The organism is Deltaproteobacteria bacterium (assembly GCA_030654105.1).
GTDB lineage: Bacteria > Desulfobacterota > SM23-61 > SM23-61 > SM23-61 > JAHJQK01.
This window is the reverse complement of record JAURYC010000040.1, coordinates 1-6106: the sequence shown is the minus strand read 5'-3', so window position 1 is coordinate 6106 and position 6106 is coordinate 1. Positions and strand designations below refer to the sequence as shown.

Here is a 6106-nt window from a genome sequence, read left to right as displayed (position 1 = left end):
GAGGTGGTGAGGTTCTTCTCCTGCGCGAATAGTCTGCCCCAGAGCGTGCGGTCATCGCCGTGGTTCTCGCGGACGTGGTGAACGGCTTCCAGCAACATGCCGCCGGTGCCGCAGGCGGGATCGTAAATGGACTCGCTTTCCCTCGGATCTAGGATGTTCACCATCAGCCGCACGACCGAGCGTGGGGTGTAAAACTCGCCTGCCTTCTTGTTGGTGGCATCGGCGAACTTCTTGATCAGGTATTCGTAGGATTGGCCGAGGATGTCCGCCTGCGCCGCCTGGTTGCCGAGCGCGATGCGCGAGAAATGCTCGATGAGGTCGCGGAGCAGCGAATCTGGCAGACGATCCTTGTTGGACCACGCGGCATCGCCGAAGATACCGTAAAGCGTTTCCGGGTTAGCCCTCTCGATGCCGCGCATGGCCTTTTGCAGCGCCTGGCCGACGTTGGTCGTGACCACGCGCACATCGCTCCAGTGACACCCTTTCGGAATCTGAAAGCGGTAGTTTTGCGGGAACTGGGCGTATTCCTCGTCGCCACCTGATTCTGCCAGCGCCGCCGCGTATTCTTCGTCATACACATCCGAGATGCGCTTGAAGAAGAGCAACGGGAAAACGTAGCTCTTGAAGTCAGCGGCATCCACCGGGCCGCGCAGGATATTTGCGGCTTCCCAGAGGTGGGATTCGAGCAGGCTAAGGGTGGTGGAATCGTTGGTCATGCTTGTCTCATTCTTGTCACGTCACTTGGCTTACGTTGATGACACGCCCTTTTCTTCCGACGCATAATCAGGATAGAGAGGTACCTCACAGCACCTCTCCTCCTACACCACCGCGGGTCAGGGGTGAAATCTTTATTCTTGACAATCCGGTCTCTACCCACGAGTCCCGTGGCAAACCGCTCTAATTTCCTTCATTAAGTTCATAGAAACAGGGCTATTTGAATATTGAGCCAAATTCCTGGATAGATCCTTACGAACCATTTCTTTGAGCTTTTCCGGCTCCAAGACAAGGGTCTCTGGGCCAAAACTCAAAATCCAGCGCTTGATTTCATCCAGGCCGGCAACTCGGAAGGTAATCTCCAGGCTACCGTCGGGTAGCTTGGTAATCTTCTGGCTCTCGCGCCAGATCTTCTCCCCTACCCGCCGGGCCCAGCCGGGAGAGATCCTGACCTTTGCCGTGTAAAGCTCATCGTGCATCACCTTGAAGCTGTGGCGCATGAAATCATCCAGGTGAAAATTCTTGCGCAGGGTGAAGCGCTCATCGGTAAGGTTGAGCATCTTGATCCGGTCCAGGACGAACATTCTCACTACGTAAAAAACCTCCTTTCACCGCAAAAATAAAACCCCACCTCTTCCTCAGAAATGGGGTTTAATTAAATTTCCAAACCATACAACCTCCTGGCTACCCACTTGGGTGTCGGTTAAGGGTTGCTGGATAAGGATTCAAACACAGGCTCGCAGGTTCGAATGGGATAGTATAAAATTAGGAGAGAAAAGTCAAGGTCATTGCGATAGGGAATGCTGAAAGGGGATTGACGTTTGTCCTATTTTCCCTTACGATTTCTTTCCGAGTGTTCAGCGAGATTCTGGATGAAAGAGAAAGGATTTGTTTATGATCACCATAAATCAGGACCGGCTGGTAAAGCAATTTATGGATTTCGTGCAGATTGATTCCCCCTCCTTCGAAGAGGCGCCCTTTGTGCTGGCCCTCGGAAAAGAGCTGAAAGCGCTGGGCCTTGCGGTGGAAAATGACCGGACCGGCCAGAATGGGGCTGGAAATTTATTTTCAGTCCTTCCGGGGACGGACCGGGGCCTTCCCCCCATTCTCCTTTGCATGCATACGGACACGGTCGAACCCGGCCGGGGAATCAAGCCGCGGCTCGAAGACGGCCAGATCCGCAGCGCCGGAACCACCATTCTGGGAGCGGATAATAAATCAGCCGTGGCCGCGACATTGGAGGCCATCCGCTGGCTGCAAGCTTCTCGCCCGGCCCACGGTGATCTGGAAATTCTCTTTACCTGGGGGGAGGAGCGGGGTCATCAAGGAGCCAGAGTTTTTGATGTTTCCCGGTTACATGCCCGGATCGGTTTCGTCCCTGATGGAGGAGGTCCCCTCGGCACCATTATCACCCAGGCCCCTTACTATGATTCTGTCCGGGCGACTTTCCTGGGCAAGGCGGCCCATGCTGGTCTTACCCCGGAGAAAGGCATCAGTGCCCTGGTAATGGCCTCCAAGGCTATTACCCGCATGAACTTGGGACGCATTGATGAAGAGACCACGGCCAACCTGGGAAAAATTTCCGGTGGATCTGGGCGCAATACCATACCCGAACGGGTTGAAGTAGAGGGAGAAGCAAGGAGCCTCGACTTTCGTAAATTAGAAAAGCAGGTCAATCAGATGCGCATGGCCATGGAAGAGGCGGCCCGCGAATGGGGAGGACAGGTCCAGGTGGAGATTAAGCGTGAGTATTCCGGTTTTCATATCGGGAATAATGATGCCTCCGTCAGAATCGCCCAGAGGTCTTCCCGGGCAGTCGGTTTAACCCCCACCATCACCAGCACCAATGGGGGGAGCGACGGCAACGATCTCAACGCCCAGGGGATTCAAACCGTAGTCCTGGGAATGGGGGGACGGGATTATCACAGCACCCAAGAATCGATTTCTGTGTCTGAACTGGTGAAACTTACTGAATTGATTACTGCTCTGGTGGTGGAATCTGGACGCAATAGATAAGGAATCGTTGCGAGTTTCGGGTTGCGGGTTTAAATTTAATAGGACGCAGATTTACGCAGATAACCGCAGATACAAAAAAGACGCTATGCGCATAGCGTTAATCGCTAAGCGACTTTCTGTGTACATCCGTGTCCAAAAAGGAATTTCCTATACAATCAAGTTAAAAAAAACGCCGAAGCTGAAAACCTGCAACTTGAAACCTGAAACTAAAACTTTTGACCACTGGCCCCCCATATTTCAAAGATTTTTCCCTTGAACCCTTTTTACTGGGGCTGACAGGCCCCGTATAGGTGGCACATAGCGAAGTGGTGAGGCTCCACTTCAGCCCAAATGGGTTCAACCTTGGGGCAGATGTTCATGACCTGCGGGCAGCGCGGGTGGAACCTACAACCGGAGGGAGGTTTGATCGGACTGGGTACATCTCCTTTCAGGATGATCCGTTTCTTTTTCTTGTCCGGATCCAAAACCGGCACGGCGGACATAAGCGCCTGGGTGTAAGGATGAAGCGGCTTAGCCAGCAGTTTTTTATTTGAGGCCAGCTCGATGACTTTGCCCAAATACATGACGGCAATCCGGTTGCTCACGTGGTTCACCACGCTCAGGTCGTGGGCGATCAGGATATAAGAAAGCTGGAACTCCTTCTTCAGGTCGCTCAGGAGATTGATCACCTGGGCCTGGATGGACACGTCTAAGGCGCTCACCGGCTCGTCGCAGATGATCAGTTTGGGCTTCAGGATCAGGGCCCGGGCAATGCCGATGCGCTGGCGCTGTCCTCCGGAAAATTCGTGAGGGAAACATCTCATCTTCTCCCGGTGAATTCCGACTTTATCCAGCATCTCCGCAACCCGGCCGGGCACCTCATTTCCGGTGGCCAGGCCATGCGTTTTCAAAGCATCGCCGACGATATGCTCCACGGTCATGCGGGGGTTCAGGGAGGAGTATGGGTCCTGAAAGATGATCTGCATCTCGGCCCGAAGCTTTTTCCACTGAACAGGTTTTAACTGGGTGATGTCCTGGCCTTCAAAGAAGATCTTTCCCGCCGTTGGCTCAATCAAATGGAGGATGGTCCGCCCGAGGGTTGATTTCCCGCATCCCGACTCGCCCACCAAGCCCAGAGTCTCCCCCCTCTGGAGTTCGAAACTCACCCCATCCACCGCGTAAACCCTTTCCCGGGGACCGAACAGGGTGGTCCGCTTCAGCAAAAAATATTTCTTCAGGTCGCGAACGCTTAAAAGGGCGCCGTTGTTCATCATGATTTCTTTACCGCTCGTTCGCAGGCCACCCAGTGGCTGGGTTCCATTTCCACTAAATTAGGGCACCGCAATTTGCAGGCTTCCGCTGCTTCCGCGCAGCGGGGATGAAAATCGCATCCCGGGGGCAGCGCATAAAGGCTGGGAACAATACCGGGAATTTCCTGGAGTCGGGTTTGCTCTCCTCCTAAGTGGGGAACGGAAGCTAAAAGCTGCCGGGTGTAGGGATGCATGGGTTTATGAAAGATGGAATGCACGTCCGCGGACTCAACGATCTTTCCGCAGTACATGACGATCACCCGGTTCGCCACCTCGGCAATGACTCCTAAGTTGTGGGTGATCATCATGATGCTCATGTTGATCTTGGCTTGCAGGTCAAGCATCAGCTCCAGGATCTGAGCCTGCACGGTCACATCGAGAGCCGTGGTCGGCTCGTCCGCAATGAGCAGGGCCGGGTTGCAGCTGAGGGCCATGGCGATCATGACCCGCTGGCGCATGCCGCCGCTGAGCTGATGGGGATACTCCCGGACCCGCCGGCGGGGATCGGAAATCCCCACCAGGTCGAGCATCTCCACGGCTTTCTCCTCTGCTTGATGAGCATTCAACCCCTGATGAAGCTGGATGGCTTCCTGGATCTGATTGCCGATGGTGAAGACCGGGTTGAGAGAGGTCATGGGCTCCTGGAAGATCATGGAGATGCGGTTTCCCCGTACCTGCCGGATCCGGTCCGAGTTGAGGCGCAGGAGGTCCATTCCTTCAAACTCGGTCCGGCCCCCCACCAGCTCCCCGGGCGGCATGGGGATGAGTTGAAGCAGGGCCATGGCCGTAACGCTCTTGCCGCACCCGGATTCACCCACGACCCCGAGGGTTTCCCCCTGATCAATATGAAAACTGACTCCGTCCACGGCCCGGACCGTTCCGGCCAGGATGTGGAAATAAATCTTCAGATCTTCGATGGTCAGCAGCCGGCCCATGTCAGACTTGCTCCCTGGACCTTGGCTCGAGGGCGTCGCGGAGCCAGTCCGCGAAGATGTTGATGCAGGCCACCAGCAGCATCAGGGCCAGGCCGGGGAATATGGAGGCCCACCAGCTGCCTGAAAAGAGAACCTGGTAGCCGCGGGCAATCGCCAGACCGATCGAAGGTGTGGTGACGGGCACTCCTAAACCGAGAAAGCTCAAGGTCGCTTCCAGCATGATCACCCGCGGTACCTGAACGGAAGAGAGGATGAGGACGGGGGTGATGGCATTGATCAGGAGGTATTTGACCATGATGGTCCAGGGCCCGAAGCCCAGGGCATGGGCTGATTCCACGTACTCCTTCTCCCGGATGGAGAGAACCGTCCCCCGGACCGTGCGGGCGTATTCGGCCCAGCCGGTGATGGCCAAAACAATGATCATCTTCCCCAGTCCCTGTCCGAAGATGACCATGAAGCACAGGGCGATCATGATCAGGGGCAAGGATAGCTGGACATCCACGGCCCGCATGATGATGGTCTCCCAGAAGCCCCGCTTATAACCGGCGGTCAGCCCCAGGGTCAGGCCCATCACGAGGGAAATTCCCACACTGATAAACCCGACCAGGAGCGAGATGCGCAAGCCATAGATGATGTTGGACAGGACATCCCGCCCCAGGCGGTCGGTGCCCAGGTAGTATGGGCTCATGCCCCTCTCGTCCCAGATCGGCGGTTTGAGACGGGCTCGTAAGGTTTGCTCAAGGGGATCCACAGGGGCAACCCAGTAGGCAAAGATCGCGCAGGCCAGCAGGAAGAAGAGCATCCCCAGAGCTCCCAGGACCAATTTATTACTCAAGAAAGAGTGCAGGAGCTGGCGTTCCGCAGGAATATACTCGAAACCCCAAAACCGGGCTTTGGGCGGGGCGTAGTAAGCCTCGGTAAGATGATTCATTGTTCTGGGGGCGGTCTCCGCGCTCATTTCTCGTGCCGAATCCTCGGGTCCAGCCAGACATAGATGATGTCTACGGCCAGGTTGACCGTAAGGAAAATCGTTGAGGTGACTAAGGCCCAGGCGATGATGACCGGGAAGTCCATCACCCCAATGGCTTCCAGAAACAACCGGCCCATGCCGGGCCAGGCAAAAACTTTCTCCGTGACAATGGCCCCGGCCAG

7 protein-coding genes are annotated in these 6106 nt (G+C 55.6%); 1 reads left to right on the top strand and 6 read right to left on the bottom strand.

Features of this window, described 5'->3' with window-relative positions; genetic code table 11:
• Window positions 1-716: class I SAM-dependent DNA methyltransferase (locus tag Q7V48_01635; GenBank protein ID MDO9209443.1), on the bottom strand; the 716-nt coding region annotated here is incomplete at its 3' end.
• A 153-nt stretch (window positions 717-869) separates the two neighbouring features.
• Window positions 870-1298, bottom strand: a complete 429-nt coding sequence (locus Q7V48_01630; protein MDO9209442.1) for a WYL domain-containing protein — start codon at window positions 1296-1298, stop codon at window positions 870-872.
• Between the two features lie 310 nt (window positions 1299-1608).
• On the opposite strand from Q7V48_01630, the gene Q7V48_01625 reads away from it, so the two are divergent.
• A complete protein-coding gene (locus Q7V48_01625; GenBank protein ID MDO9209441.1) occupies window positions 1609-2730 on the top strand; it encodes a M20/M25/M40 family metallo-hydrolase in 1122 nt (373 codons plus the stop codon).
• 263 nt (window positions 2731-2993) lie between these two features.
• Here Q7V48_01625 and Q7V48_01620 read toward each other — a convergent pair whose 3' ends face one another.
• The 4 genes from Q7V48_01620 to Q7V48_01605 form a co-directional block, all read right to left on the bottom strand.
• A complete protein-coding gene (locus Q7V48_01620; protein MDO9209440.1) occupies window positions 2994-3983 on the bottom strand; it encodes a dipeptide ABC transporter ATP-binding protein in 990 nt (329 codons plus the stop codon).
• Complete coding sequence (locus Q7V48_01615; GenBank protein MDO9209439.1) at window positions 3980-4954, bottom strand: ABC transporter ATP-binding protein; 975 nt, start codon at window positions 4952-4954, stop codon at window positions 3980-3982. Before Q7V48_01615 ends, Q7V48_01620 begins: the two co-directional genes overlap by 4 nt.
• A gap of 1 nt (window position 4955) precedes the next feature.
• Entirely contained in the window at window positions 4956-5885 is a 930-nt protein-coding gene (locus tag Q7V48_01610; protein MDO9209438.1) for an ABC transporter permease, read from the bottom strand.
• A gap of 23 nt (window positions 5886-5908) precedes the next feature.
• A partial coding sequence (locus Q7V48_01605) for an ABC transporter permease subunit (protein MDO9209437.1) occupies window positions 5909-6106 on the bottom strand: 198 nt, incomplete at its 5' end.